The organism is Pseudomonas sp. Emmai (assembly GCF_055179735.1).
Window position 1 is genome coordinate 5430780 of record NZ_CM143685.1, and the last position, 25705, is coordinate 5456484.

Consider the following 25705-nt stretch of genomic DNA (forward strand, 5'->3'; position numbering starts at 1 on the left):
CTTTGTGAAAAATTCGTGCAACGCATATCCGGAAACACAATAAAGCCGCTGCATGTCCCCCAACGAAAAACGCCCCGAACCAGTCGGGGCGTTATCGAAAGAGCGGCGCGGTTACTTCTCGGCGCGTTCTTTCAGGGCTTTCAGGGTGTTGAACGGTGCGTCGACCACGAACTTGTTGGCCACCATCGACGGCACGCTGCCACCCGGCTCAGTGTGCACCTGGTAGGTCACTTCGACCTGGTCACCCTTGGGTACGAACTTCCAGAAGCCGTCGACTTTGGCGACCCGGACGAAGCCTTTTTCCTCAGGAATGTATTTGGGTACGCCTTCGAGTTTGCGGGTCAGGCTGCCGTCGGCGCCTTCGACCGTGGTGACGTGCAGTACCGAATCACGCGGAGTGACGGGCCAAGGGGTGTTGAACTGAGTGTAGGTCCAGCTCTGATCGCCTTCGTGTTTGAGCAGCTTCTGGGCTTTGCACTCATGAATCCACGAGCAGGCGCCCGCCACGTCTTCCTGCAACGCACGCAACTTGGCGATGGTCGTCTTCATCAGGGTGACGCCCTGGTAGGCCTTGTAATCGGAACCCGCCACTTCACTCAGGGACACCTTGATGCCGTCTTCGTTTTTGGCAACTTTCCAGTCTTCAGCGTGAGCGGCCGTGGTGGCCAGCACAACCGTCAAACCACACAGCACAGCCATACGATGCAGCGAACCCATAGTCTTATTCCTTATTGTTGAAGTTCCATTCTTGAACACATCACGCCGCCGTCATTTGCTCCCACCAGCCAAGCAGCCGGATGGCTTCTTCACTGCTGTTTCCGCAGACCTCGGCATCGGCTTCGAAAGCCGAGCAGACAGCCGGACGTTCGGCCTGGCCGAAAATATTGCACAGGTTTTCGACAGACAGTTGCACGCAACGTTCTCCGGCAGGTTTGCCTTGCGGCATGCCGGGAATCGGTGAACTGATGGAAGGGGCAATACAGCAGGCGCCACAGCCTTCACGGCATTTCATGACGACAAACACCTCGCGACGGGCAATGTGTAAAAGGGACGTGGCACAGAGTACCCGCTAAAACGACTGTTTAAAATTACCTGGCCCGCAGTTTTTGTGCTCAAGCGAACGTGACCGACCAGTCTCCGACGAAGTGTCTGGCCCGCGGCTCACCGATGGGAATAATTTAACGCTTGAACTCGAATTCCAGCGCCGCGCCTTCAACATCACGACGCTCTTCGTTGCGCAGTTGCAGCTGCATTTCGTTGCTCAGCAGACGGCCGTTGAGTTGGAAGTCACTGGTCTTGTCACCGAACATTTGTGGCAATACCCCATCGTGTTTGGGCAATGGCACAGTCCCTTTGGGCTTGAGCTCTTCGACCATTTGCTTGGGCAAGCTCAAGTCGAGCGTGGCCGGTGGCAGTTGAGTGGTCTTGACCACTTCACTGGCCGATTTGGATTTGGAGGCAATGGGGGGACGTTTTTTGATCGGTGCGGCCTTCTTTTTAGCAGGCGTCGCTTTTTGGGTCACAACCGGTTTCTTCGGAGTTACCTGGGCACTACTGGCAGCCGGTTTACCCTGGGCGGCAGCGGCCATGACACCGACCGGAAACGCAGTCACCAACAGGCAGATCGACAGCCAGGCAGCAGAAAAAATCGTTTTCATGGACCCAACGGCACTAACGGCAGAGGGCCATATGCTCGCCTGTTGGGAGCGACATGACAAGCACGGGCAGCAGATGACCTGCCCGTGGGGTCAAAAACCGTTGGCCGTCTCCTGGCAGAGCTGGGTCGCCAGCATGCCCAGCGTCATCAATGCCCGCTCGGCTTCACGGTTCCAGGGCGTGCCACAGTTCAGTCGAATGCAGTGATTGAACTGCTCGGTGTTACTGAAGATCAGGCCCGGGGCGATGCTGATGCCTTGCTGCAAGGCTCGCACATGCAATTCCTGAGTGTTGACCCGCCCCGGCAGACTGACCCACAGAATAAAGCCACCGGTTGGCCGGCTCATCTGCGTGCCTTCGGGGAAATACTGTTGCACTGCCAACTGGAAGGCGCTGAGGTTTTTGCGGTACTCCTGACGGATGAAACGTAAATGCCGGTCGTAGCCGCCGTTTTCCAGGTACGCCGCGATGCCCATCTGCGTGACGCTACACGCCGAATGGGTGCTGAACGTTTGCAGACGCTGGATTTCCTGCTGGTATTTACCGGCGATCATCCAGCCGATCCGCACGCCCGGCGACAGGGTCTTGGAGAAACTCGAGCAATAGATCACCCGGTCGAGCCGGTCGTAGGCCTTGAGCGCTTTGGTCCGACCCTGCTCGAACATCAGCTCGCCGTAGATATCGTCTTCGACGATCTGGATGTCGAAATCCGAGGCCAGGCGCAGTAGTTGTTTCTGGCGCTCTTCGGGCATGGTGCCGCCCAATGGATTGCTCAGTCGGGTGGTCAGCACCAGCGCCTTGATCGACCATTGGTTGGCGGCCAGCTGCAGCGCTTCGAGGCTCATGCCGGTGGCGGGATCGCTGGGAATCTCGATGACTTTGAGGCCGAGCAGGTCGGCCAGTTGCAGCAGCCCATAATAGGTCGGCGACTCGGCGGCGATCAGGTCGCCCGGCCGGGTCAATACGCGAAGCGACATCTGCAAGGCATCGACGCAACCGTGGGTGATCACCACTTCGGACGGATCGACCACCACGCCGGCATCGCGCATGCGAATCGCCACCTGACGGCGCAACGGTTCAAAACCCGGGCTGAACATGTAGCTGAAGGCCCGTGGGCTATGGAAGCGAGTGACCTTGGCCAATTGCTGATGCAGCGCCCGCACCGGCAAATAGTCGACGCTCGGCACCGCCGCACCCAGCGGGAACACGCCTTCGCGGCGGGATTCCACCAGCACTTGCTGGATGATGCTGCTGCGGGTGACCAGGCCGGGCCGTTCGACCCGGGCAATGTCCGGGGTCGGCGCGGTCAGGGCGGGAGTCTGGTGCACGTAGTAACCGGACTGCGGCCGGGCGCGAATCAGGCCCTGGTCCTCAAGGTTGGCGTACGCCTGCAACACCGTCGCATGGCTGACATTGAGCTGCGAGCTCATCTTGCGCACCGAAGGCACGCGCTCCCCCGGTTGATAGACACCACGACGGATGTCCTCGGCCAGTTGCTGAGCAATACGTTGGTAGAGCAAGAGATTGGTCATGACGCAGCACTCGATTTCACGGGCATTTTATTCTTGTGTGAAACAATACCGGAACAGTTTAGAAGTGTACGGGGACAGTTGCCACAATAGTCGACCGTACAGTGCAGTGTCAGCAAAATCTGTACTGCTTTGTGAAGCGATTGGCAGGCGTAAAAAAACCCGGCGCTGACGGGCAGGCCGGGTTTTCCAGAGACGCTGCCCTATCGGGCGGCGCCGAGCTGGCCTTTTTCGTCGGAGAACACAATTTCTACTCGACGGTTCTGTGCGCGACCACGCTCAGTGGCGTTGACGTCCACCGGGTATTCATCGCCATAGCCTTCGACCTGGATGCGTTTGTCTTCGATACCCAGGTCCATCAACACGTCGGCCACCGATTGCGCGCGGTCGCGGGACAGTTTGAGGTTGTCCTGCTTGCCGCCGGTGCTGTCGGTGTAGCCCTCGATCCGCACCACGCGTTTCGGGTTGAGTTGCAGGAACTGCACAATTTTCAGCACCACACGGTTCGCCGAGTTCTTCAACTCCGCCTCACCGGTATCGAACAGTACGTCGCCCAGGGTCATCACCAGTCCGCGATCGGTCTGGGTGGTGGCCAGTGCAACGATCTGCTCTTCAAGCCACTTGCCCTGTTGTTGCACGCTGAGCAACTTGGACTCGCGCAGGGCCAGTTGCAGGCGCTGGCGCTCCAGTTCGAGCTTGGCCGCCTGCTCCTCGTTGAGCACCTGATTGGTGTGTTCCCGGGCAATTTCGCTGTAGCGCTGGCTCAGGTACGCGTAATGCACCACATCCGAGCCGCTGCCCCAGTAGCTGGACAAACGATCGGCCCGGGCCAAGGACTCACCGGCGCGGATCACATCCTTCGGCGCAATGCGCAGCACGTTGGAATCTTCCTTGACCTTCTGGAAGTCGGCGCTGGCTTCTTGCAGGGCCGACTCACTGTGCTGGCCGGCGCAGCCATACAGGCTGACGCAGCCTGCGAGGAGCAAACCGCCGAGTGCTTTGGTCTTGAGGCTCATTGGGCATCTCCCAGTTGCTTGCGCAGGCGAGTGATGCGGGTATTGAGTACGTTCAACTGCTCCTGGCTCTTGAGGGTCAGGACCCGGGCTTCGGCCAGACGCGCATCCAGTTCAGCCTGTTCGGCGCGCATGCGGGCGTGCTTGTAGGACTGGTCGGTCATGTCACCTTGGGCGCGGGAGAATTTGTCTTCTGCCAGCTTCAGCTCAGGCACTTCGTCAGCGGTGGCGCCAACGGCCTTGGCTTGGACGAGGGCCTGCTCGGTCAGGCGTATTTGTTCATTCGGCGCAGGATCGGCTGCACAACCCGCCAGAGCCAGAACGGCCAGGGCAGCGAAAAGAGGTCGAATACTCACTAAAAATCCCTACTGTTTTGGGGTACTGGCGGGGTGTTGCTGCAGTTGCTGCTGGGCTTTCCAGCGCTCGATGTTGCGTTGCAGCACGGCTTCCGTCAGTCCGGACGCGGGCAATTCTGTCATCTTTTTGGCCAGCTGTCCGCGCAACCACGGATCGTTGCAGGCGGAGTTATGGGAAACCGCGAGGAACAGGCCGGGCCTGTCGACCGGTTGCGGATAGGCTTGCAGGTCGTTGCCCATGCTCAATGCCTGCGCGGCCGCCATGCCCGAGTAGCGCCCGGCGAGTACATATTCCACCTCGCCCAGCAGCAATTTCTGAAAGGCCTGGGTCAGGTTTGGTGTACGGCTGAGGGTCAATTGCTGCTCGGCGAAAGTGCCAAATTCCCGGGTCATTCGAGACTTTTCCGACACAGCGCCGGTGTGCCCGTGCAGGTCTTGGGCTTCGCTGTAGGGCAGCGTCGAGTCTTTACGGGTCCAGACCAGATAGTCGTTTTCCAGCAACGGCGGATGGATGTAATCCAGGGTTTCCAGCTCGCTGAGCGTCAACGGCGCGTCCGCCAGCATGTCCATGCGCCCGCTGCGCACTTCATCCAGGGCCTGGGCACGTTTGCCGGCGTAAAGCATCTCGATCTTGATACCCAGCTCCCCTGCCACGCGCTGCAACAAATCGGCACTGGCGCCGATCAGGTGCTTGGGGTTCTGCGGGTCTTGCCACAGGTACGGCGGTGCATCCGGGCTGCCGGTGACCACCAGGCGCTCGCATTTGCCAGCGGCGCTCGCGAGCCCTGGCAACAGCGTCAGCCCCAGCAGCAATGACCAGCCACCTACGCGGCGCAAATCCATGGCAACACTCTCCCATTCAAATCCGGAACAAAAAAAAGCCCGACCAAAAGGTCGGGCTCTTTATAAGTCAGGCCGCTGGATTAGACCAGCTTCTCGAACTCAGGGATTGCTTCGAACAGGTCTGCCACCAGGCCATAATCGGCCACCTGGAAGATCGGCGCTTCTTCGTCCTTGTTGATCGCAACGATCACTTTGGAGTCTTTCATGCCAGCCAGGTGCTGGATCGCGCCGGAGATACCGACCGCGATGTACAGCTGTGGAGCAACGATCTTGCCGGTCTGACCGACCTGCATGTCGTTGGGTACGAAACCTGCGTCGACCGCAGCGCGGGAAGCACCGACGGCAGCGCCCAGCTTGTCGGCCAGGGCGTACAGGTGTTTGAAGTTGTCGCCGTTCTGCATGCCGCGACCGCCGGAGACGACGATCTTGGCAGCGGTCAGTTCCGGACGATCGGACTTGGCCAGTTCTTCGCCAACGAAGCTCGAAGTACCAGCGTCGTGGGCAGCGGCAACCGCTTCCACAGCAGCCGAACCACCTTCAGCGGCAACCGGGTCGAAACCGGTGGCACGCACGGTGATCACTTTCACTGCGGCGTTCGATTGAACGGTAGCGATGGCGTTACCGGCGTAGATCGGACGCTTGAAGGTGTCAGCGCTTTCAACCGAGATGATCTCGGAGATCTGGTCAACGTCCAGCTGCGCAGCAACGCGCGGCAGGATGTTTTTGCCGTTGGACGTCGCGGCAGCCAGGATGTGGCTGTAGCTTTTACCCAACTCTGCAACCAGAGGAGCAACGTTTTCCGGCAGTTGGTGAGCGTAGGCAGCGTTGTCAGCCACCAGCACTTTCGCCACGCCAGCGATTTTCGCTGCGGCTTCGGCCACGGCGCCAGCGCCTTGGCCTGCAACCAGCACGTGGATGTCGCCGCCGATTTTGGCAGCAGCGGCCACGGTGTTCAGCGTGGCCGGGGCCAGCACTTTGTTGTCGTGTTCAGCAATAACCAAGATAGTCATTTAGATTACCTTCGCTTCGTTTTTCAGTTTCTCGACCAGTTCAGCCACCGACTTGACCTTGATGCCCGCGCTGCGTGCAGCCGGCGCTTCGACTTTCACGGTCTTGTTGGTGGAGGCGGTGGAAACGCCCAAAGCGTCCGGAGTCAGCACTTCGAGAGGCTTCTTCTTGGCTTTCATGATGTTTGGCAGGGACGCGTAACGCGGCTCGTTCAAACGCAGGTCGGTGGTGACGATGGCCGGCAGTTTCAGGGAAACCGTCTGCGCGCCGCCGTCGATTTCGCGGGTCACGGCAACGGTGTCGCCAGTGACTTCGACTTTCGAAGCGAAGGTGCCCTGACCGTAGCCGCTCAATGCAGCGAGCATCTGGCCAGTCTGGTTGTTGTCGCTGTCGATGGCTTGTTTGCCAAGGATCACCAGCTGAGGCTGTTCCTTGTCGACGACAGCCTTCAACAGTTTGGCAACGGCCAGGGAAGTCAGATCTTCAGCGGATTCGACGAGGATGGCGCGGTCGGCACCCAGAGCCAGCGCGGTGCGCAGTTGCTCTTGTGCGGTGGACGGGCCGATCGAGACGACGACGATTTCAGTCGCAACACCTTTCTCTTTCAGGCGTACGGCTTCTTCCACTGCGATCTCGCAGAATGGGTTCATCGACATCTTCACGTTAGCGAGGTCGACGCCGGAATTGTCCGCCTTGACGCGAACCTTGACGTTGTAATCCACAACGCGTTTGACAGCTACAAGAACCTTCATGGATTCCTCGTTACTCTCCGGTGAAAAGAAAGTCGCCTAGGCGAACCTGGCGGTTGATGCTCGTGGGCGCAAGGGCACCTCTAAAAACGCTGGCATCTGAACGGGGTGACACGGCTCGCGTTGCTGATGACCGTTCGTCAGTGGTGACCGATGAGTCATTCATTACCGCGGCGTGTAAACTGCGCGCCGAATCCTCGCTACGCATCACCTTGTACTGCCATCGCCCTGTCTTTAGAGGTGCTCTTGAAACCAACAGTCAGCCTACGGCGAGCGCAAAACCGCCCGTATCTTGACCGGAACACCTATTCCGGTCAATACGGCAAAATGGCCAGTCATAAGCCGCGTGACTTGGATTTCTCTGGCTTTGAGCCAATTCAAACAAACGTTTGTATTGGACGCTAGGAGTGGTGTAGATATAATGCGCCACCCAGAGAGAAAGGTGGTTCATCGATTGTCCTCTTCCGGCCTTGCGCCGGGATTCATGGATGCGACACCAAACCTCCAATATTAGAAAAAAAACTGTTGAGCCTTGAGTAGGAGATAACCTGTGGAACGCGAATACATGGAATTCGACGTGGTCATCGTCGGTGCCGGCCCCGCTGGTCTTTCCGCCGCCTGCCGCTTGAAGCAGAAGGCCGCCGAAGCCGGTAAGGAAATCAGCGTCTGCGTGGTCGAAAAAGGCTCCGAAGTCGGTGCTCACATCCTGTCTGGTGCCGTGTTTGAACCACGCGCCCTGAACGAACTGTTCCCGGACTGGAAAGAACTCGGCGCCCCGCTGAACACGCCGGTCACCCGCGATGACATCTTCGTTCTCAAGAACGCTGAAAGCGCGCAGAAAATCCCCGACCTCTTTGTGCCCAAGACCATGCACAACGAAGGCAACTACATCATCTCCCTGGGCAACCTGTGCCGCTGGCTCGCTCAGCAGGCCGAGAACCTGGGTGTGGAAATCTACCCGGGCTTCGCCGCCCAGGAAGCGCTGTTCGACGAAAACGGCGTGGTACGCGGGATCATCACCGGCGATCTGGGCGTTGACCGCGAAGGCCATCCGAAAGAAGGCCTGTACACCCCAGGCATGGAGCTGCGTGGCAAGTACACGCTGTTCGCCGAAGGTTGCCGTGGCCACATCGGCAAGCAACTGATCAAGCGCTTCAACCTCGACAGCGATGCCGACGCCCAGCACTACGGCATCGGCCTGAAAGAAATCTGGGAAATCGACCCGGCCAAGCATCAGCCAGGCCTGGTGGTCCACACCGCCGGTTGGCCGCTGGACATCATGGGCACCGAGAACACCGGTGGCTCGTTCCTCTATCACCTGGAAAACAACCAGGTCGTAGTCGGTCTGATCGTCGATCTGTCCTACAGCAACACTTACCTGTCGCCGTTCGACGAGTTCCAGCGCCTCAAGCATCACCCGGTGCTCAAGCAGTACCTGGAAGGCGGCAAGCGCATCAGCTACGGCGCTCGCGCGATCTGCAAGGGTGGCCTGAACTCGCTGCCGAAAATGGTGTTCAAGGGCGGCGCGCTGATCGGGTGCGACCTCGGCACCCTGAACTTCGCCAAGATCAAAGGCAGCCACACAGCGATGAAGTCCGGCATGCTCGCCGCAGAATCCGTAGCCGAGGCGTTGTTCGCCGAGAAGGACGGCACCGAAGAGCTGACCACTTACGTCGATGCGTTCAAGAAGAGCTGGCTCTACGACGAACTGTTCGCCAGCCGCAACTTCGGCCCGGCGATCCACAAATTCGGCGCCATCGTCGGCGGCGGTTTCAACTGGCTCGACCAGAACATCTTCGGCGGCAAACTGCCGTTCACCCTGCACGACACCAAGCCGGATTACGCGTGCCTGAAGCTCGCGGCGGACTGCAAGAAGATCGACTACCCGAAACCCGACGGCAAGCTCAGCTTCGACAAACTCAGCTCGGTGTTCATCTCCGGTACCAACCACGAAGAAGAACAGCCGTGCCACCTGAAGCTGACCGACCCGAGCATCCCGATCAGCAAGAACCTGCCGCTGTACGATGAGCCTGCCCAGCGCTACTGCCCGGCCGGCGTGTACGAAGTGGTGACCAAGGAAGACGGCGAGAAGCGCTTCCAGATCAACGCCCAGAACTGCGTTCACTGCAAGACCTGCGACATCAAGGACCCTGCACAGAACATCACCTGGGTGGCGCCGGAAGGCTCCGGCGGCCCGACTTACCCGAACATGTAAGCGCCGCACGCCTGAACATCGAGGCTCCCGAATGGGGGCCTTTTTGTTGCCTACGATTCAGGAATCACCACAACCCAAATGTAGGAGCAAAGCTTGCTCGCGATAGCGGTATGCCAGGCAACGACAATGCCGAATGACAGACCGCTATCGCGAGCAAGCTTTGCGCCTACAGAAGATTGTCGGTGTTTCAGGCAGCGCGCTCATCCCCCGGATTACGCTCAAAGTAGCGCTTGTACTCACGACTGAACTGCGACGTGCTCTGATACCCCACCCGATGCGCCACCTGCGCCACGCCCAACCCTTCAGCCAGCAACAACTGCTGCGCCTTGAGCAAGCGCAAACGCTTCAGATACTGCACCGGCGACAACAACGTGCTGCGCTTGAAATGCTCATGAAAGGTCGACGCGCTCATGTTCGCGCAACTGGCCAGCGTCTCGACATTCAACGGCTCGGTGAAATGCCCGTGTAAATGGTTGAGCGACGCCGCAATCCGCGCGAACTGCCCTTGCTGTTCCACCAACGCCCGCAACACATCGGCCTGGGGACCGCGCAAGGCCACGAACAATAATTCACGCACCCGCGCCTGGCCCATGATCTGGCATTCCAGCGGATCGTGCAGGCAGCGCAGCAGCCGCTCCACACAACCGCGCATGCTGTCATCGAGCACCGTCGAGGTCATGGATTCCAGCGTCTGCGCCGCAATACTGCGCCCCGACACCAGCCCCATGGCCAGCACCAATTCACCAAGCAGGATCCGGTCGATGGCGATGGAAATCCCCAGCATCGGCCCCTCCGGCGCGGCAAAGGTTTCGCACTCGAACGGCACCGGCAACGCCTGGATCAGATAATGCCCGGCGCCATATTCCAGGGTTCGCGGCCCCAGGTACGCCAATTTGCTGCCCTGGACAATGATCACCAGGCTCGGCTCATAGATCTGCGGCCCACGGGCCACATCGCAACTGGCGCGCAACACCTGCACACCTGGCAACGCCGTGGGGGCGAAACCGTCGCGGGTGGTCAGCGGCTGGAGCAGTGAAACCAGCGTGGCATTGGCATCTAAATGACGAGTCAACAACATGGGGAAAACTTCATGGAAATCGGGATGAAAGCATCATCGCAGGTCTGATGGCCAATGCGACCGATCCGAGGCGCATGCCGGAGGATTAGGCATGACACCCGGAGGAATCGCCATGGCCGACACCCGGTTCGGTCCCCAGAATGGCCCACCTCACCTGTCACTGCTTTTGCGAGGTTTCTCATGTACACCGCTATCGGATACGCCGCCCAGTCGGCCACCACTCCCCTCGCCCCCGTGAAATTCGAACGCCGCAGCCCGCGCGCCGACGACGTTGCGATCGACATTCTGTACTGCGGCGTCTGCCATTCCGACATCCACCAGGCCCGCAACGAGTGGGGCATTGCCGTTTACCCGCTGATGCCCGGCCATGAGATTGTCGGAAAAGTTACTGCCATCGGTGCGAACGTGACCAAGCACAAAATCGGCGATCTGGTCGGCGTCGGCTGCATGGTCGATTCCTGCCGCAGCTGCGAAGCCTGCCAATCGAACCTTGAGCAATACTGCCTCGAAGGTCCGACCATGACCTACGCCACCCCGGACCGGGTCGATGGCAGCAACACCATGGGCGGTTACTCCGACAGCATCGTGGTCAGCGAGCACTTCGTGGTGCGCATCCCGGAAAAACTCGACCTGGCCAGCGCCGCGCCGATCCTCTGCGCCGGCATCACCACCTACTCGCCGCTCAAGCACTACGGTGTTAAGGCTGGCGACAAGGTCGGGATCCTCGGCATGGGCGGCCTCGGCCACATGGGCATCAAATTCGCCAAGGCCATGGGCGCGGAAGTGACGTTGTTCACCCGCTCGGCGAGCAAGGCTGAAGAAGCGCGGCGCCAGGGCGCGGACCACGTGATCGTGTCCACCGATGCCGAACAGATGAAGGCCGCCGCCGGGCATTTCGACTTCCTGCTGGACACCATTCCGGTGCAGCACGACCTCAACCCCTACCTCGACACCCTGCGCTTCGACGGCGTGCATATCCTGGTGGGTTTGATCGAGCCGGTTGATCCACCGGTCCACGCCGGCAAACTGGTGATGAGCCGCCGCGTGCTGGCCGGTTCGCTGATCGGTGGCGTTGCCGAAACCCAGGAAGTGCTGGATTTCTGCGCCGAGCACAACATCACCTGCGACATCGAAATGCTCAACATCCATCAGATCAACGAAGCGTTCACCCGCATGATTGCCGGTGACGTGAAGTACCGCTTCGTGATCGACATGGCGACGCTGAAGGTCTGATCAGACCTTAGCGCCGAGTTCGGCAGAGAGCCGGGCCGTGACCCCTTTGATCAGGGGGATCAGCTCGGCCATTTTTTCCAGCGGCATGTACGGCACGGTGCTGGCGATGCTGATACCGGCGACGATGCGCTTGCTGGCATCTCGAATCGGCGCCGCGACACAACGGATCGACGGTTCGTTATCTTCCAGATCAAACGCGTACCCCCCCGCCACATATTCGACCATGCGCTGCTGAAACTGCTCCCAGGACTGCTCCGGGTGCTGCGGCCAGAACTGACTTTTCCCACCGGCCGGCAGGCTCACTTCGTACAGCCGCTTCCAGTCTTCCTGGGTGTCATCGAGCATCAGCGCCTTGCCGATCCCGGTGCGCGCCAACGGCATGCGATGGCCGACCCGCGAACGCATTTCCGGGCCATTGCGCCCCGGATTCTTGTGCAGGTACAGCACCTCGTCGCCCTCACGAATCGCCAGGTGAATGGTGTCGCCGGTCAGCGCCGACAACTCATCCAGATACGGCCCGGCCAGGGTCACCAGTGGCAACTCTTCCCGCGCCTGGAACCCCAACTCGATCAACTTCGGCCCCAACAGATAACCGACTTGCGGCACCACCCGCAGGTAACGCTCGTCCACCAGGCAACTGGCCAGTCGATGGGTGGTGCTGCGCGTGGTGCCGATCAGCCGGGCGATTTCCTTGAGATCCCGGGCGCCACTGGCCACGGCCTGAACCACACCCAGGCCGCGAAGCAGTGTCTGGGTGCCGGTCGGCGCGGCGTCCTTGGCGATTTTTGGGGCGTCTTCCTGCATATCCAGCCTTTACCGTTGAGCGAGGGAACGGGCGGCATTATGGTCGCCCGACGGCTGCCACTACAACTCGATACGCTCGACCTTGCCCACCAGCAGCACGTAGGACAACGCACCGATCAGCGCCAGCACCGCGATGTAAGTAATGGCCGGGGCAAACGAATCGCCGGTAGCGAGGAAACCGATGACGATCGGTGTGGTAATCGCCGACAGGTTGCCGATGAAATTGAACACCCCGCCGGTCAACCCGAGCAACCGTGCCGGGGCCAACGTTGACACCAGCGACCAGGTGATCGAGGCGAGCCCGTTACCGAAGAACGCCAACGCGAGGAAGGCGATCACCAGCGGCGTCGATTCGACGAAGTTGGCGCCGATGATCGAGGTGGAAATCAGCAGACCACCAATGATCGGCAGCTTGCGCGCGAAACCGACGGTGTAGCCGCGACGGATCAGGAAATCGGAAAAGAACCCGGAACACAGCACACCGACGAACGCCGCGAGAAACGGCAACGATGCGAGCAAACCGGACTTGATGAAGTCCATGCCGCGATATTTCACCAGGTAGGTCGGGAACCAGGTCAGGAAAAACCACAGCGTCGAGTTGAGGCAGAACTGGCCGAGGTAAATGCCCCACAGCTTGCGTTTGCTCAGGACGATTCCGAGGTCGGTCCAACTGAATTTGGCCTTGGCCTTGGCGGTGTCCGCCTGGATATCCACCAACCCGCCGCCCTCGCGGATCAAGTCGATTTCCGCTTCGTTGGCGCCCTTGAAATCCCGTGGCTCGCGATACACCGCGTACCAAATCACCGCCCAAATAATGCCGACGACACCGGTGCTGACGAACACCATGTGCCAGCCAAACTCATGCTGCAGCCAGGCCAGAACCGGCGTCAGGAACGCCAACCCGACAAACTGCCCGGAGGTGTAGAAGCCGATGGCGGTGGCGCGTTCGCGCTCGGGGAACCAGGTGGTGACTACGCGGCTGTTGATCGGATAGGCCGGGGCTTCCAATGCACCGACGGCCATGCGCAGCACGAACAGCGCGATGAAGCTGGCGGCGAAACCGAGCATCACCGTGGCAATCGACCACAACAGCAGTGCCACGCTGTAAAGAATGCGCGGCGGCACGCGATCCACCAGCCAGCCGCCGGGGATCTGCATCGCGGCGTAGGTCCAGCCGAACGCGGAGAAAATCAGGCCGACGTGGATCGGGTCGATTCCCAGTTCACTGGTCAGCGCCGGGGCGGCAATCGACAGGTTGCTGCGGTCGAGGTAGTTGATCACCACGGTGATAAACAGCAGCACCATGATGAAAAAACGCTTGCGGCTGGGCGTCACCAACGACGCCTGCCCGGTGAGGGTTTGCGGTTGCATGAGGGATGCCTCTTCTTATGTTTATTGAGGGCGTAAGTTGTGATCGTTCCCACGCTCTGCGTGGGAATGCAGCCCCTGACGCTCTGCGTCACAGCGTGAACAGCGGACGCGGAGCGTCCATGGCGGCATTCCCACGCCGAGCGTGGGAACGATCACCGAGTGGGTATCACCACTCCGCAAAACTGCCATCGGCATGGCGCCAGATCGGGTTGCGCCAGCGATGCCCGACCGCCGCGCGTTCGATCACATATTCCTCGTTGATCTCGATCCCCAGCCCCGGACCATTCGGAATCTTCACGAAGCCTTTGTCGTAATCGAACACCCGCGGATCCTTGACGTAATCCAGCAGGTCGTTGCTCTCGTTGTAGTGGATGCCCAGGCTCTGTTCCTGGATGAACGCGTTGTAGCAAACCGCGTCCAGTTGCAGGCACGCCGCCAGCGCAATCGGACCCAGCGGGCAATGCAGCGCCAGCGCCACGTCGTAGGCTTCGGCCATGTTCGCGATCTTGCGGGTTTCGGTGATGCCACCGGCGTGGGACGCATCAGGCTGGATGATGTCGACGTAACCTTCGCTGAGCACCCGTTTGAAATCCCAACGGGAGAACAGGCGCTCACCGAGGGCAATCGGCGTGCTGGTCAACGGTGCCAGTTCCTTCAGCGCTTCGTAGTTTTCGCTGAGCACCGGCTCTTCGATAAACATCAGTTTGTACGGGTCGAGTTCCTTCATCAGTACCTTGGCCATGGGCTTGTGCACCCGGCCATGGAAGTCGACGCCGATGCCGACGTTCGGCCCGACCGCGTCACGCACGGCCGCGACGTTGGCCAGTGCCAGGTCGACTTTCTCGAAGGAATCGAGGAATTGCAGCTCTTCGGTGCCGTTCATTTTCACCGCGGTGAAGCCACGCTCGACCGCTTCTTTCGCCGCGCGAGCGGTGTCCGCCGGGCGGTCACCACCGATCCACGAATACACGCGAATCTTGTCCCGCACCTGGCCGCCGAGCAAATCGCTGACCGACACGCCCAGGGCCTTGCCCTTGATGTCCCACAACGCCTGGTCGATGCCGGCCAGGGCGCTCATGTGGATCGCGCCGCCGCGGTAGAAGCCGCCGCGATAGAGCACGGTCCAGATGTCTTCGATATTGCGTGGGTCTTTGCCGATCAGGTAGTCGGACAATTCTTCAACGGCAGCGGCGACCGTATGGGCGCGGCCTTCGACCACGGGTTCACCCCAGCCGGTTACGCCTTCGTCGGTTTCAATCTTGAGGAAGCACCAGCGCGGCGGGACGATGAAGGTGGTGAGTTTGGTGATTTTCATCTCATTGTCTCTCTTGTTAGATGCAGCGCTCACAGCGCCAAAAATTCTTAGCTCAGGGCTTTCCAGGCAGTGACGTAAGCCTTGGCATTGGCCGCCACTTGCTCGGGGGTCATGCCCGGTTTGAACAACCCGGAACCGAGGCCGAAACCTTTGACGCCCGCGTCGATAAACACCTGCATGTTGTCCGGTGTGATGCCACCGACCGGCGCCAGAATGGTTCCGGCGGGCAACACCGCGAGCCAGGCTTTCACCACCGCTGGCCCCATCTGCTCGGCGGGAAACATCTTCAGCACATCGGCGCCTTCGGCCAACGCGGCGAACGCTTCGGTCGGCGTCGCCACGCCCGGCGACAGGTACAACCCCGCTGCCTTCGCCGCACGCAAGACCTTGGGATCGCTGTGCGGCATGACGATCACCTGCCCGCCCGCTGCTTTCACCTGTTCGACCTGTTCCGGCGTCAGCACCGTGCCCGCGCCGATCAGGCAATCGGCGGGCAAGGTACTGCGCAGGATGCGGATACTGTCGTACGGCTCCGGGGAATTAAGCGGCACTTCAATGACGCGAAATCCGGCGCTGTACAGCACTTCGCCGATGGCCGCAGCCTCTGTAGGACGCAGGCCGCGCAGGATCGCGATCAGGCCGTTTTGCGCCAGGGCTTGCTTGAGCATGTCAGACCTCCAGTCAGGTTTAACGGGATGGGTTGGATTTGATCAGGCCGGCGGCAACCGCCAGTTGCCACAGCCCGCGCTCGGTGGCCTGCTCGGCCAACGTCACATTGGCAAAGCCGCAGGCGTCGAGGGCCCGGCTGTAGCGGGCGCAGAGTTGGGTATTACCAATGAGGATGATCGAGGGCAGATGCACGCTGTTGCGCCGGCGCCGCTGAACGTTGGCCAGGGCCGACAGCTCATGGCCAATCAATAGGCCGGACAGGTAATCCGGTTGCGCGGTGGCGCTGAGTTCGCCGGTCAGCCCGAGGCTGCGCGCACTGAACAAGGTCGACAACGGCCCGATCTCGCCGTCCGCCGACAGCGCCACTTGCACGCCGCGATCAAACGCCTGGCCATCGAACGAGGCGCCCTGTTGCTGGGTGCGCCCGAGAATGCTGTGTTCGCTGAGCACGGCGAAGACTTCGCCGGTCATGAAGGTGTCGAAATGCACGATGCAGCCGTCGGCCACTTCCACCCATTTCGAATGACTGCCGGGCAAGCCGATCAACAGGTCGTTGCCCGCCCCGCCCGGCAGGTTCTGCAACACACCAAGGACCTGGGTTTCCTCGCCGCGCATCACATTCGGCAGGCGCGAACGCTGAATCACGCCCGGCACGATGTGCACATCGACACCGCGAAGACTGCGTACGGTTTGTAGGGAATTTCCGAGATTGGCGACGTTGGCCGGCGTGTCCTGGTAGGACGCTTCGCGCCAGCCCTGGGCGCTGCCGACCATGCCGCAGGCAATTACCGGTAAACCGGGTTGCGCGTCGAGCCAGTCACCGCAAGCGTCGTCGAAGGCCAGTTCAAAACCGTCGGTGCATTCCTGGCCGTTAATGATTCGCGGCGTGCGCGGCAGCTGCATGATCCCGGACGACAGCGAACGCTGTTCCAGCACCTGGCCACCCGCGGCGAGTTTGTAAGCACGTAATGAGGTTGTCCCCCAATCGAGCGCGATCAATTGCGCCAGCATCGCTTCACCTGTTTTGTTTTTGGCAGTGAGTGAGCTGGACTATAGACCTCCTAGAGGGAAAATCTCAATATGTAATTAATACTCCCATATATTGGGATTATTCAAATTGTGATGTCCATCGTTCTCTGGCCCCAATTCCCGCCCCGACTTCAACCTTCAGCGTCTCCCGCGACATGGAACCCACCAGGTGGGTATCGCCGTTCTCAGCCGAGATACCGGGTTCGCGCCGACCATCGCCTCGAATAAGGGTGTAAGCCGTCAGCGGTTTGGGGGTTTGATCCGACCAGGTCACAAGCACCAGTTTCTTGTTGCTGGGTGAGAATGAAGCCAATAGACCGGCGTAGGGCACATCGCGGCATAAACCGACGTCGTCGATCTGGTCGTAAGCCGGTGCCAATTCTTCGCGCCATCGAACGACGCAAACCGGCTCGAATTGCAGCCACGTCAAAGGGCGATCAGCAGGTTTGAGTGAAACCTGCGGAGGCGCAATTCGAGGGTTTTTCACCTCGGCAATAATCCGCGACGTCGGGACGTACATCACTTTCGAATAGTAAGCCGTGAAAGGAAACGCGGTGATGACGACTTTACAGGGCACGTAGTCTTGAGGCTCCAGGAGTCGGACTAACCGTGATCGAGCGATATCCCTCATGCCAGTCCGGTCTTCATTGTCCTCAAATCGAATAATGGCCAATAGTTCATAACGTCGATCGCCCTCGATCAGGCGCATATCTTCTATGCGGCCATAACCTTCCAGCGCAATGTTGTGTTCAGCGGAGAAGTCGAGATCACCATCGAGCGAACAATGAAGGCTGGTGCTTATCTGTCCGCCGCGGCCGTGTGCTTCATATAAATGAATCAGGTCCCTGTCTGAAGTAAACCGCATGTCATAGAGCGAATAGCTATCGTGATTAATCGATACAAACTCGATGCGTGCCGGCGGTACGTCGAGATGCAGGCACCCCGAACAGAGAGCACAGAACATCATCAAGGTAAAAAAACGCAGGTAAATGCAGAAGCCAGGTTGCATTGCAGATGTCGTCCGTGAGCGCGCAAGGGGCGCACAGAGTGCCGGACTAGAGCAGTACCGACAACTGATTCATCCGCAGTTTGCCATCACGCCTCAACGCCCTTCGGCAAACTCCCGCAACACCGCCCCATCCATCCGATAACGCACCCACTCTTCCTGTGGCTGCGCGCCGAGGGATTTGTAGAACTCGATGGCGGGTTTGTTCCAGTCCAGCACGCTCCATTCAAAACGTCCGCAATCATTGGCGCAGGCGATTTTTGCCAAGTGACGCAGCAAGGTTTTGCCGGCGCCGCCGCCGCGTTGTTCGGGGGTGATGTAGAGGTCTTCGAGGTACAGGCAGTTGCTGCCCAGCCAAGTGGAATAGCTGAAGAAGAACACCGCGAAGCCAATCGCCAGACCGTCGCGCAGGCAGATCAGGCCGTGGGCGGTGGCGCCTTCGCTGAACAGGCTGCGCTCGATGTCGGCGACACTGGCGATGACTTCATGACGGGCACGTTCGTAGTCGGCCAGCTCAGTGATGAACGCGAGGATTTGCGGTGCATCGCTGGGGGTCGCCGGGCGGATCTCGATCGTCATGGACGTGCCTTGTCAGAAGTTGAAAACGCCATACTAAGGCGGCGCGCGGCGCTCGTCACATGGGAAAGCAAAAAGTCCCCTGTCACCCACCTCGCCCCTGTAGCCCCTGGCGAAGCCTGGGTTGGGCAGCGAAGCGTCCTGCTGACCTGGGCGTGCGGCCAGTCTCAACCGTTCGTCGTGCCTCAGGCACCAACCCAACCGAGGGCGGACCAACATCAGGTAAGGACTCTAATAATCTGGAGACGACACCATGATCATGTCCCGGCTGACCGCTCTCGCTCTCGCTGCCCTGCTGTCCTCTACGGCCTTCGCCGCCACCACCGGCACCGGCACCGGCCCGACCGACCCGGTGGAAAAACCCAAAGCCCCCGCCATCCAGAGTGCCCCTGGCATGAACACCGATGGCTCGGGAATCGACAGCAGTCTGCCGCCGTCCACCGGAACCGATCCGCGCCTCAAAGGCAACGACACCGGTCGCCAGGGCGGAACGGGCATGCCGGACGCCCAGACACCCGATAACGCCGGCTCCGGTATGGGCTCGAAAACCACCACCGGTGGCTCGGGCTCCGAAGGTGCCGGTCAATAGTTCGCCGACGCGAGCGACGCAACACCCTATCCACATCCATGAAAGAGGTAACCATGAACGTCGATAAAAACCTGGAAAAAGAAGTCCTGACCCGCCTGTTGCACGCCCACCCAACGGGGTTGGGCAAGGAGGTCCTGGACAATTACCGGGGGGAGAAAGTCGTGGCCAGCACCCTCGCCACTTTGCAGGATCGCGGATTGATCCAGCATGGCCATGTGAGTTGCAACGAGGCAGGCGAGCACTCGCTGAACCTGCCGATCAAGCTCAGTGCCGCCGGGGTTGAGGCGGCGCGCAAGCTGGACGTTTAAGCGCAGCAAGATCAAAGGATCGCAGCCTTCGGCAGTTCCTGCGGGGCTGTGAACCGCTGCGATCTTTACACCCCTTGAAGCCAGGAGAAATCCCATGCCTCGTGGAAGCAAAGACAAATACACCGCCGAGCAAAAGCGCAAGGCCGAACACATCGAAGACAGTTACGAACACAAGGGTGTTTCGAAGGACGAAGCTGAAGCCCGGGCCTGGGCGACGGTGAACAAGCAGTCGGGTGGCGGCGAACGGGCCGGCGGCGCCGGGCGCAAGAAACCGGCCAGCGCCAAGTCCGAGGACCGCAAGGAGTCCTCGCGCCGAGCGGTCGCCAGCCGTGAAGGCCATTCGCGCAACAGCAAGGCTTCGCGCGATACCCAGACCGTCGACAGTTTGATGAAAGAAGCCCGGGAGAAGAAGATTCCGGGGCGGTCGGGGATGCGCAAGCAGGCGTTGATTGAGGCGTTGCGCAAGGCCGGTTGACCGTCGGGATTTGTGTTGGTTTTTAGGGCCTCTTCGCGGGCAAGCCTCGCTCCTACAGGGGACTGTGTGGTCCCTTGTAGGAGCGAGGCTTGCCCGCGAAGACGTCAGGTCAGACTCAGCACATCGGATGATTGAACCGGTTAATCACATTCGAATATTTGCTGTTATAGCGATTAGCCGAATTGGCGATGTTCGAACTGCTCATCCGCGCCATCACACCGGTTTCTTCACGCTTGAACACGCCGTCCTTGATGTCTTTGACCAGCGAGCGGGACTGACCCAGGAAATCGTTGATCTCCAGCATGCCGCCGTTGCAGCTCTTGCCGGACTTGGTCGATTGCTCGGTGACTTTCTTGTCCCAACCCGCCGCGGCATCTGCCACTTGTGCCAGGGACTTCTCGAAAGCGTCGAGTGCGGCTGCGTCATTCGGCGCGGCAAACAACACGTTGGCGTCGGCATTGTTCAGCTTGCCGTAGTAAATCAGCCCGGCGCGGTAGTAAGCGGCGGTGTCCTTGGGCGCCTGGTCGAACGCTTCCTTGGTCAACGCCTGATCACGATCACTCAGGCCTTTGTAGAACGCCTGTTCTTTCTGCGCGACCAGGGTCAGTGCCGCCAGGTAATCCTTGCTCAATTGGCGCGCCTTGGCGCCATTGTCGGCCAGGTAACCTTTGGAGTTGGCGTAGTTGTTCAGCTCGTGGCTCAACGGTGACAAGGTCTTCAATGCGGCGGAAAAGTCCTTGGCGGCGGCATCGATTTCCACAATCGGGGCGTCGATGGCGGCGGCGGTGTCCAGTTGCTTGGCCGAGCGATCAACCAGAATGTCGTTTTCGATGCGCATCGAAGTGGGCGCTTCTTTGCCCTTCAACAGCGGCATCTGTTGGTTCAGGTAGTTGTCCTGGGCTTCCTGGAAAGACGTGGTCAGGCTGTTGGCCACATCGACATACAGGTTGTACTTTTCGATTTGCTGCTGTTCAGCGGCGCTTTGCTTTGGCTGCGCGGCGGCCGTCGCGTCAGGCTTGTCGCCACAACCGGCCAGCAGTGCCGAGGTCGCGACCGCTGTCGCGGCAATCATCATCCGGAAATTCATGTGTTCTCTTCCATAAAGAAACGCGGCGGGCCATGCATGGCTTGCCGGGGGGTGTGCAGTAGGAGGTAGGGCATACGAGAGACTCTGTCCTTAAGTGTACGAAACTGGCCTGACAGGCTGTCAGACGCTTCCCCTTCCTGGGGGCGCGCATTGTGCGAATTTTCGAACGGGATAGCAAATGGGTGCTGGAAGACCTGTGGCGAGGGAGCTTGCTCCCGCTGGGGCGCGAAGCGGCCCTCTCTTCACCTAAAAAAGGGGCCTGCTGCGCAGTCCAGCGGGAGCAAGCTCCCTCGCCACAGGATCAGCCGCCGAACGCCTCACGGATAAACGCATCCACCTGCACAGTCCCCGGCGAAGTCGCCGGCCCCCACCGCGTCACGGCCAACGCCGCCGCTGCGTTCGCCCGCCGCGCCGCCTCGACCGCCGACAACCCTTGCGCCAACCCGGCCACAAACACCCCGGCGTGAGCATCCCCGGCGCCGTTGCTGTCGACCGCGTCAACCTTAAACCCCGGCACATGCTGGCAGTCACCGCGCTGGCGAATCCAGCAGCCTTGCGGGCCATCGCGCACCACCATCAACACATCCGCCGGCAGATGCTCGACCAACCGATCCAGCGCCTCGCCAATGTCCGTCGCCCCGGTAAACCGCAACGCCTCGACACTGTTGCTGGTCCACACATCGATGCGTGGCAGCAACGCATTCATCAGCGGCTCATCCGGCGATTCGACCAACGGGCCCGGATCGAAAATCACGTTGATGCCTTTCGGCAATCCCAACACCCAATCCACCAGCGCCTGCGCTTTGCCCACGTGCAGCAAGCTATAGCCGCTGACGTAAACATAGTCCCCCGCCTCCGCCGGCACGCTCGCCAGGTCTTCGGTGGACACTTCACCTTCAGCGCCGATGTAGGAAATGAAACTGCGCTCAGCCGAGGCATCGGTCACCGCCACGCACAACCCGGTGTCGCGTTCGGCTTTGTGAGCGATACCAATCTGGATGCCTTCAACCTTCATCGCCTCCCGCGCCAGGTCGCCGAAACGCCCGGTGCCATGGCGGCCGAGGTAAACCACCGGCAGACCATTACGCTGGGCGGCGGCCATCACGTTGAAGCCGCCACCGGCTTCGAAACTGGCGGATTGCGCCAGCACGTCGCCGCCGGCCTGGGGCAGTTTATCCACGGCCATGACCAGGTCGATGATGACCTGGCCGGTGTGCAACAACTTAGGCATGAGCGTTCTCAACCAATGCAGTGCGACGATCCTTGGCCCCGCCGAGTACGAAATAAATCCCGCCAGCCACCAGGAAGGTCACGATCCAGCCGAGGCCGTTATGGCCCAGGTACGAGTCGGAAAGGAAGCCACGGAACCAGATGTTTTCCGCTGTGGTGCCAATGGTGGTGAAGCTGAAACCCAGCACGATGGCAATCGCCCACGCCCCGAAGGCACGCCACTCGATGCCGCCGCGATACCAATAGGCGCTGCTCGGGCTGACGTCCAGCAGGTCTTTGGGGCTGTAGTAATGACGGTGGATCAGGTCAACGACGAAGATCCCGACCCACGCAGTGATCGGCACCGCCAGCAGGGAAATGAAGGTGATGAACGGGCCGTAGAAGCTGTCGGCGATCAGCATGAAGTAGATCGAACCGGCGAAGATCGCCACGATGTCGACCACCACGGCATAGACGCGCGGGACCTTGAGGCCGAGGGTCAACGTGGTCAAACCGGCGGAGTACACCGACAGGTTGTTCGACAGCAGCAAGCCGCCGAACGCGGTGATCAGGTACGGCACGGCCATCCAGGTCGGCAGCATGTCGCGGATCGCGATGATCGGGTCGGTGGCTTGGGCCAGGTCGTTGTTGCCCACCGACAGCAAGCCGCCGAGGGTGATCAGCAGCACCAGCGGGATCCCCGCACCGAATGCGGCCGAGGCCACCAAGCGCACGGCCTTGACGCTTTTATGCTGGTAACGCGACATGTCCGCGCCCGCATTGGCCCAGCCGATGCCGGTGCCGGCGGCCATGGTGCCGACGCCGATGATCATCGCGCTGAGCGGTGCTGGCGTGGCGTTGAACACCGCACTCCAGTCGATGGTCGCGCAGAGGAAACCGCCCACCAGAATGTTCAGCGCGCCAAACACGTAGGTCGCCCACTTCTGGATCACCAGCAGCGTGGCGTGACCGAGGCCCGACACGGACAAGGTCAGCAGGACGAAAATCGCGATGAAAATCAGCGTGAGGACCGGTGCGCTTTTGGCTTCCACCGGCGAACCGAACAGGATCGAGCACAGCGACAGCAGCACGAAGGCGGCGGTGGTGGTATTGACCGTTTCCCAGCCCAGGCGCGACATCAGCGACACCACGGTCGGGCCGATATTGCCGCGCACGCCGAAGATCGCGCGGGACAGGGTCAGACTCGGTGCGCGCCCGCGACGGCCGGCGATGGAGATGATCCCGACCACGGCGAAGGAGCCGGCGGCGCCGAGGATCGCGACGATGATCGCCTGCCAGATCGCCAGGCCACGAAACGCCACCAGTGTGGCGCCCAACGGCAAGCCGAGGATGGAGATGTTGGCGGCGAACCAGACCCAGAACAGTTGCAGCGGATGACCGTTGCATTCGCTTTCCGGGACTGGCTCGATGCCACGGGTTTCCAGTTGCCCGGCGCTTGGCCCGGCGTTCGATGAACTCATGATGGATGCTCCTGTTGCCATTGTTTTGGTTGTGGGCAGCTTCGGAAGTCGACATAACATCCCGGCAGTTTCTGTGGCGAGGGAGCTTGCTCCCGCTGGGCTGCGAAGCGGCCCCAAATCCAGAGACCGTGGAATGTCAGATGAAACGGGTTACAGGGTTTGCGCCTGCTGCGCAGTCGAGCGGGAGCAAGCTCCCTCGCCACAAGTGACCATTGACCCTTGGATCAGCGCAGGGTGAGGAGTCCTTTCACAAGGGGTCCCAGCTCCAGGCCATTCACGGCTTTGACCTTATCGATCATCGCCGCCGGCCAGCTCTCCATGCCCAGGCAAGCGCCAAGCATGGCGCCGAGAATCGCCGCGATGGTGTCCGTGTCGCCACCGAGGCTCGCGGCCATGCACACGGCTTCGAAGGCATTCAATTCACCAATCGCCACCTGCTGGGCCAGGGCGAACGAGACCACCACCGATTCCTGCGACGCCACCGAAGTACCGATCACGTCGTACAGCAAGTCCGCCAGCAAGGCCTTGTCGCTGTCGATGCTGATGGTCCGCGCCCAACTGATCCGCGAGGCGATGCGTCCGCCCGCGACCCAGTGACCATGACTTTCCGCTTGCTGGGCGATGTGCATGCCCAGGTTCAGCGCTTCGCCCAGGTCCATGCCATTGATGCCGGCCGAGACCACCGCCGCCACCGCCGCCGCGCTGGAGATGCCCAACGTGGTGTTGTGGGTAACCTGGCAGGCCTGCACCACGGCACGGATGAAACGCTCTGGATCAGCAACATCCGCCGCGATCCCGACCGGGGTGATGCGCATCGCCGCGCCGTTGGTGGTGCCGTAGCGCCCCGACTCTTCCGGCGAATGGCCGGCGAGGATCATCTCGATGGCACGTTTGGTCGAAGGGCCGAGCAAGTCCTGCGAGCCCTTGGCCTGCATCTCGGCTTCCCATTCGATCAACCGTTGGGCCAATACCGACGGCTCGATCCGGCCTTCGCCTTCGATCAGCAATTGGCCAACCAGGATCGCCTGTTCGGTGTCATCGGTGATCGAGCCTTTGGGCATGTTGGCGGCGATCGGTTGGTCGGGGCCGGCGTCTTGCAGGTCGGTGATGTCGCCGAAGCGCGCCTTGATCTGGGTACGGCTCAGGGATTGGGTCGGCATGCCCAGGGCATCGCCCAGGGCCAAACCATAGAACGCGCCCAAGGCACGATTGAGCGCGGTCACTTTGACTCTCCAAATTGCAGGTGCAGACGAAAATGCACCGGGTCGAGCAAGCTTTCGACCTGCTCCATGAAGCGGCCCTGACGGTCGTACGTGGTGCGTAGGGCCTTGAGGAATACGGTGCCGGTCGGACGACCGAGCAGTTCGGCGTCTTCGGCGTTCAGCGGTTCGGCGCCGATCCATTGATCGCCGCGTTCGCCGATGTAGCCGTAGGCGGCCAGGGTGATGGTCAGCGAGTCATCGATCAGGCCCACTCGCGGCAGACTTTCCAAAGTGCCAGTGGCGGGAATCAATGAACGTTCAAGGGACACCAACGTGCCGTCATTAGCGCGGCGGCGACGGTCGAGGGTGATGAATTTGTCGGTGCCGAAACGCGGCATCAGGTCAGGACGACTGATCGGCTCCAGGCGCAGCACTTCGGTGTTGATCAGCGCCCCGCTGTCCGCCAGGGCCTGGGCCCAGCCGCTGCGCTGGTCGAGCACCACGCCGTCGAAGGTGACGATGGAGCCGACGCCACTTTGCGTCGCGATGTAGTTGCGCCTCTTCAGTTCGGCCAGGGCTTCACGCAGCGTGCCGCGGCTGACCTTGAATTCTTCAGCCAACTGATGCTCGCCCGGCAACAGAAAGCCGTCCTCCATGAGGCCGCTTTCAATGCGCCGGATGAGCTCGTCGACCACCCGTTGTTTCTTGTCAAATCGAACCTGTCTAATCATGTACAAAGAGATAACCGAAACAGGGTCGGGCGGGCAAGGGATATTTTTGGGGAGGTGACGGGAGGTGGCTAAGGCGATGCGCGGAATGGGCGGTGTCAGGTACAAAGCCTTCGCGGGCAAGCCTCGCTCCTACAGGTTAAATGTCAGTCGCAAAATTTGCGCACGACACACAA

Annotated in this window: 27 protein-coding genes; 5 read left to right on the plus strand and 22 right to left on the minus strand. The window is 60.6% G+C overall.

Features of this window, described 5'->3' with window-relative positions; all coding sequences use genetic code 11:
• Positions 1-111: 111 nt before the first annotated feature.
• The 9 genes from ACY4LX_RS24875 to ACY4LX_RS24915 form a co-directional block, all read right to left on the minus strand.
• Positions 112-717, minus strand: a complete 606-nt coding sequence (locus ACY4LX_RS24875; RefSeq protein ID WP_463258142.1) for an START domain-containing protein — start codon at positions 715-717, stop codon at positions 112-114.
• Positions 718-757: 40 nt separating this feature from the next.
• Positions 758-1012 carry a YkgJ family cysteine cluster protein gene (locus ACY4LX_RS24880; protein WP_149660032.1) on the minus strand — a complete coding sequence of 85 codons (255 nt, stop codon included), beginning with the start codon at positions 1010-1012 and terminating at the stop codon, positions 758-760.
• Between the two features lie 166 nt (positions 1013-1178).
• Positions 1179-1658 (minus strand): translation initiation factor 2, encoded by a 480-nt coding sequence (locus tag ACY4LX_RS24885; RefSeq protein WP_463258143.1) that lies wholly within the window; start codon positions 1656-1658, stop codon positions 1179-1181.
• A 90-nt stretch (positions 1659-1748) separates the two neighbouring features.
• Complete coding sequence (locus ACY4LX_RS24890) at positions 1749-3188, minus strand: aminotransferase-like domain-containing protein (RefSeq protein WP_149660030.1); 1440 nt, start codon at positions 3186-3188, stop codon at positions 1749-1751.
• Positions 3189-3388: 200 nt separating this feature from the next.
• A complete protein-coding gene (locus ACY4LX_RS24895; RefSeq protein WP_149660028.1) occupies positions 3389-4201 on the minus strand; it encodes an OmpA family protein in 813 nt (270 codons plus the stop codon).
• Entirely contained in the window at positions 4198-4554 is a 357-nt protein-coding gene (locus tag ACY4LX_RS24900; RefSeq protein WP_149660027.1) for a DUF4398 domain-containing protein, read from the minus strand. Before ACY4LX_RS24900 ends, ACY4LX_RS24895 begins: the two co-directional genes overlap by 4 nt.
• 9 nt (positions 4555-4563) lie before the next feature.
• Positions 4564-5397 (minus strand): substrate-binding periplasmic protein, encoded by an 834-nt coding sequence (locus ACY4LX_RS24905; protein WP_463258144.1) that lies wholly within the window; start codon positions 5395-5397, stop codon positions 4564-4566.
• A gap of 80 nt (positions 5398-5477) precedes the next feature.
• A complete protein-coding gene (locus tag ACY4LX_RS24910; RefSeq protein WP_463258145.1) occupies positions 5478-6407 on the minus strand; it encodes an electron transfer flavoprotein subunit alpha/FixB family protein in 930 nt (309 codons plus the stop codon).
• Positions 6408-7157: an electron transfer flavoprotein subunit beta/FixA family protein gene (locus tag ACY4LX_RS24915; protein WP_123406900.1), complete on the minus strand. Its 750-nt coding sequence runs from the start codon at positions 7155-7157 to the stop codon at positions 6408-6410.
• Between the two features lie 547 nt (positions 7158-7704).
• Between ACY4LX_RS24915 and ACY4LX_RS24920 the strand changes: the two genes are divergently transcribed.
• Positions 7705-9369: an electron transfer flavoprotein-ubiquinone oxidoreductase gene (locus ACY4LX_RS24920; RefSeq protein WP_149660024.1), complete on the plus strand. Its 1665-nt coding sequence runs from the start codon at positions 7705-7707 to the stop codon at positions 9367-9369.
• 187 nt (positions 9370-9556) lie between these two features.
• Here ACY4LX_RS24920 and ACY4LX_RS24925 read toward each other — a convergent pair whose 3' ends face one another.
• Positions 9557-10447: an AraC family transcriptional regulator gene (locus ACY4LX_RS24925; RefSeq protein ID WP_463258146.1), complete on the minus strand. Its 891-nt coding sequence runs from the start codon at positions 10445-10447 to the stop codon at positions 9557-9559.
• 180 nt (positions 10448-10627) lie between these two features.
• Between ACY4LX_RS24925 and ACY4LX_RS24930 the strand changes: the two genes are divergently transcribed.
• Complete coding sequence (locus ACY4LX_RS24930; protein WP_463258147.1) at positions 10628-11680, plus strand: NAD(P)-dependent alcohol dehydrogenase; 1053 nt, start codon at positions 10628-10630, stop codon at positions 11678-11680.
• On the opposite strand, the gene ACY4LX_RS24935 is transcribed toward ACY4LX_RS24930, so the two are convergent.
• The 7 genes from ACY4LX_RS24935 to ACY4LX_RS24965 form a co-directional block, all read right to left on the minus strand.
• Positions 11681-12484, minus strand: coding sequence for an IclR family transcriptional regulator (locus ACY4LX_RS24935; protein WP_463258148.1), 804 nt, complete (start codon positions 12482-12484; stop codon positions 11681-11683).
• Positions 12485-12544: 60 nt separating this feature from the next.
• Positions 12545-13855, minus strand: coding sequence for an MFS transporter (locus ACY4LX_RS24940; RefSeq protein ID WP_149660020.1), 1311 nt, complete (start codon positions 13853-13855; stop codon positions 12545-12547).
• Between the two features lie 166 nt (positions 13856-14021).
• The gene (dgoD, locus tag ACY4LX_RS24945) at positions 14022-15170 is read right to left on the minus strand and encodes a galactonate dehydratase (protein WP_090186690.1); all 1149 of its coding nucleotides are present in this window, start codon (positions 15168-15170) and stop codon (positions 14022-14024) included.
• A gap of 47 nt (positions 15171-15217) precedes the next feature.
• The gene (locus ACY4LX_RS24950) at positions 15218-15838 is read right to left on the minus strand and encodes a 2-dehydro-3-deoxy-6-phosphogalactonate aldolase (protein ID WP_149660019.1); all 621 of its coding nucleotides are present in this window, start codon (positions 15836-15838) and stop codon (positions 15218-15220) included.
• Positions 15839-15857: 19 nt separating this feature from the next.
• The gene (locus tag ACY4LX_RS24955) at positions 15858-16850 is read right to left on the minus strand and encodes a 2-dehydro-3-deoxygalactonokinase (protein WP_463258149.1); all 993 of its coding nucleotides are present in this window, start codon (positions 16848-16850) and stop codon (positions 15858-15860) included.
• A 97-nt stretch (positions 16851-16947) separates the two neighbouring features.
• Positions 16948-17877: a hypothetical protein gene (locus ACY4LX_RS24960; RefSeq protein ID WP_463258150.1), complete on the minus strand. Its 930-nt coding sequence runs from the start codon at positions 17875-17877 to the stop codon at positions 16948-16950.
• 93 nt (positions 17878-17970) lie between these two features.
• Positions 17971-18453, minus strand: a complete 483-nt coding sequence (locus ACY4LX_RS24965; RefSeq protein ID WP_133838361.1) for a GNAT family N-acetyltransferase — start codon at positions 18451-18453, stop codon at positions 17971-17973.
• 250 nt (positions 18454-18703) lie between these two features.
• Between ACY4LX_RS24965 and ACY4LX_RS24970 the strand changes: the two genes are divergently transcribed.
• From ACY4LX_RS24970 to ACY4LX_RS24980, 3 genes are all read left to right on the plus strand, one after another.
• Positions 18704-19039: a hypothetical protein gene (locus ACY4LX_RS24970; protein ID WP_463258151.1), complete on the plus strand. Its 336-nt coding sequence runs from the start codon at positions 18704-18706 to the stop codon at positions 19037-19039.
• Positions 19040-19092: 53 nt separating this feature from the next.
• Complete coding sequence (locus ACY4LX_RS24975) at positions 19093-19347, plus strand: hypothetical protein (protein WP_133838363.1); 255 nt, start codon at positions 19093-19095, stop codon at positions 19345-19347.
• 94 nt (positions 19348-19441) lie between these two features.
• Positions 19442-19822 (plus strand): Rho termination factor N-terminal domain-containing protein, encoded by a 381-nt coding sequence (locus ACY4LX_RS24980; RefSeq protein ID WP_149660015.1) that lies wholly within the window; start codon positions 19442-19444, stop codon positions 19820-19822.
• 115 nt (positions 19823-19937) lie between these two features.
• On the opposite strand, the gene ACY4LX_RS24985 is transcribed toward ACY4LX_RS24980, so the two are convergent.
• The 5 genes from ACY4LX_RS24985 to ACY4LX_RS25005 all read right to left on the minus strand — a co-directional run bounded on the left by ACY4LX_RS24985 (position 19938) and on the right by ACY4LX_RS25005 (position 25532).
• On the minus strand, positions 19938-20909 hold the full coding sequence (locus ACY4LX_RS24985) for a DUF3829 domain-containing protein (protein ID WP_463258152.1): 972 nt from the start codon (positions 20907-20909) through the stop codon (positions 19938-19940).
• Between the two features lie 301 nt (positions 20910-21210).
• Positions 21211-22140 (minus strand): PfkB family carbohydrate kinase, encoded by a 930-nt coding sequence (locus ACY4LX_RS24990; RefSeq protein WP_463258153.1) that lies wholly within the window; start codon positions 22138-22140, stop codon positions 21211-21213.
• On the minus strand, positions 22133-23599 hold the full coding sequence (locus ACY4LX_RS24995) for a purine-cytosine permease family protein (RefSeq protein ID WP_463258154.1): 1467 nt from the start codon (positions 23597-23599) through the stop codon (positions 22133-22135). Before ACY4LX_RS24995 ends, ACY4LX_RS24990 begins: the two co-directional genes overlap by 8 nt.
• A 224-nt stretch (positions 23600-23823) precedes the next feature.
• On the minus strand, positions 23824-24822 hold the full coding sequence (locus tag ACY4LX_RS25000; RefSeq protein ID WP_463258155.1) for an ADP-ribosylglycohydrolase family protein: 999 nt from the start codon (positions 24820-24822) through the stop codon (positions 23824-23826).
• A complete protein-coding gene (locus tag ACY4LX_RS25005; RefSeq protein ID WP_149660010.1) occupies positions 24819-25532 on the minus strand; it encodes a GntR family transcriptional regulator in 714 nt (237 codons plus the stop codon). Before ACY4LX_RS25005 ends, ACY4LX_RS25000 begins: the two co-directional genes overlap by 4 nt.
• Positions 25533-25705: the final 173 nt, after the last annotated feature.

Bases quoted from the DNA above. Each gene is read 5' to 3' on its own strand.
- dgoD (WP_090186690.1), bottom strand. From the start codon at position 15,170: ATGAAAATCACCAAACTCACCACCTTCATCGTCCCGCCGCGCTGGTGC.
- ACY4LX_RS24990 (WP_463258153.1), bottom strand. From the start codon at position 22,140: ATGCCTAAGTTGTTGCACACCGGCCAGGTCATCATCGACCTGGTCATG.
- ACY4LX_RS24985 (WP_463258152.1), bottom strand. From the start codon at position 20,909: ATGAATTTCCGGATGATGATTGCCGCGACAGCGGTCGCGACCTCGGCA.
- ACY4LX_RS25005 (WP_149660010.1), bottom strand. From the start codon at position 25,532: ATGATTAGACAGGTTCGATTTGACAAGAAACAACGGGTGGTCGACGAG.
- ACY4LX_RS24890 (WP_149660030.1), bottom strand. From the start codon at position 3,188: ATGACCAATCTCTTGCTCTACCAACGTATTGCTCAGCAACTGGCCGAG.
- ACY4LX_RS24925 (WP_463258146.1), bottom strand. From the start codon at position 10,447: ATGTTGTTGACTCGTCATTTAGATGCCAATGCCACGCTGGTTTCACTG.
- ACY4LX_RS24965 (WP_133838361.1), bottom strand. From the start codon at position 18,453: ATGACGATCGAGATCCGCCCGGCGACCCCCAGCGATGCACCGCAAATC.
- ACY4LX_RS24910 (WP_463258145.1), bottom strand. From the start codon at position 6,407: ATGACTATCTTGGTTATTGCTGAACACGACAACAAAGTGCTGGCCCCG.
- ACY4LX_RS24930 (WP_463258147.1), top strand. From the start codon at position 10,628: ATGTACACCGCTATCGGATACGCCGCCCAGTCGGCCACCACTCCCCTC.
- ACY4LX_RS24935 (WP_463258148.1), bottom strand. From the start codon at position 12,484: ATGCAGGAAGACGCCCCAAAAATCGCCAAGGACGCCGCGCCGACCGGC.
- ACY4LX_RS24995 (WP_463258154.1), bottom strand. From the start codon at position 23,599: ATGAGTTCATCGAACGCCGGGCCAAGCGCCGGGCAACTGGAAACCCGT.
- ACY4LX_RS24960 (WP_463258150.1), bottom strand. From the start codon at position 17,877: ATGCAACCTGGCTTCTGCATTTACCTGCGTTTTTTTACCTTGATGATG.
- ACY4LX_RS24895 (WP_149660028.1), bottom strand. From the start codon at position 4,201: ATGAGCCTCAAGACCAAAGCACTCGGCGGTTTGCTCCTCGCAGGCTGC.
- ACY4LX_RS24955 (WP_463258149.1), bottom strand. From the start codon at position 16,850: ATGCTGGCGCAATTGATCGCGCTCGATTGGGGGACAACCTCATTACGT.
- ACY4LX_RS24940 (WP_149660020.1), bottom strand. From the start codon at position 13,855: ATGCAACCGCAAACCCTCACCGGGCAGGCGTCGTTGGTGACGCCCAGC.
- ACY4LX_RS24975 (WP_133838363.1), top strand. From the start codon at position 19,093: ATGAACGTCGATAAAAACCTGGAAAAAGAAGTCCTGACCCGCCTGTTG.
- ACY4LX_RS24970 (WP_463258151.1), top strand. From the start codon at position 18,704: ATGATCATGTCCCGGCTGACCGCTCTCGCTCTCGCTGCCCTGCTGTCC.
- ACY4LX_RS24880 (WP_149660032.1), bottom strand. From the start codon at position 1,012: ATGAAATGCCGTGAAGGCTGTGGCGCCTGCTGTATTGCCCCTTCCATC.
- ACY4LX_RS24980 (WP_149660015.1), top strand. From the start codon at position 19,442: ATGCCTCGTGGAAGCAAAGACAAATACACCGCCGAGCAAAAGCGCAAG.
- ACY4LX_RS24875 (WP_463258142.1), bottom strand. From the start codon at position 717: ATGGGTTCGCTGCATCGTATGGCTGTGCTGTGTGGTTTGACGGTTGTG.
- ACY4LX_RS24885 (WP_463258143.1), bottom strand. From the start codon at position 1,658: ATGAAAACGATTTTTTCTGCTGCCTGGCTGTCGATCTGCCTGTTGGTG.
- ACY4LX_RS24905 (WP_463258144.1), bottom strand. From the start codon at position 5,397: ATGGATTTGCGCCGCGTAGGTGGCTGGTCATTGCTGCTGGGGCTGACG.
- ACY4LX_RS24950 (WP_149660019.1), bottom strand. From the start codon at position 15,838: ATGCTCAAGCAAGCCCTGGCGCAAAACGGCCTGATCGCGATCCTGCGC.
- ACY4LX_RS24915 (WP_123406900.1), bottom strand. From the start codon at position 7,157: ATGAAGGTTCTTGTAGCTGTCAAACGCGTTGTGGATTACAACGTCAAG.